We start from the raw sequence: 537 nt of genomic DNA, 5'->3' as shown, positions 1-537 counted from the left end.
ATCACCAAAGCTATCTCGGGGTCACTGGAATAAAAGGAATGATAGAGGTAGACGCCAGTCAGACCGAAAGCGATTAATAATGCTAGAATTAAACTACCGCGCCGCTGACCTATATGTTGTAACAGATTCATTCTATACCTCGTCCTGAAGCACTATCCTGAATAATGGGTATGAGAAAATAACATTCTTACCCCCATCATGGTTTGTGCTATTTCCTGCTTACCACGGCTTGGCAATTGCCAGTGTGATCAAATAGCGCTCTTCATTAGGATGCCTGTCATCTTTGAAACGGGCCAAACTCAGCATGATCTGATACTGATCAGCGGCTCGTAAATAGGTCGTTCCAGCACCGCCTTTCATATTGCGAAGACTCTCATGTAACTCAGGTGTATTCACCAGAGGTAGGAATTCCTTAGTGTACTTAGACACCCAACCCGCTTTACGCCACTGCTCTTGTAAATCTAGTACAACTTTGATTGCATCGTTATAGAGTAGTGGTTCGATTTGTGGCGACATGCGTACGCTATTGATTATTCC

General features: G+C 43.9%; 1 pseudogene. It reads right to left on the bottom strand.

The features are described 5' to 3' along the window. Positions 1 to 219: 219 nt before the first annotated feature. A pseudogene (locus tag FE394_RS14130) lies at positions 220 to 537 on the bottom strand (hypothetical protein); the annotation flags it as partial.

It is taken from the genome of Xenorhabdus littoralis (assembly GCF_033949345.1).
Classification (GTDB): domain Bacteria; phylum Pseudomonadota; class Gammaproteobacteria; order Enterobacterales; family Enterobacteriaceae; genus Xenorhabdus; species Xenorhabdus littoralis.
Note: the sequence above shows the minus strand (reverse complement) of the source record. Positions and strands in the feature narration are given on the sequence as shown.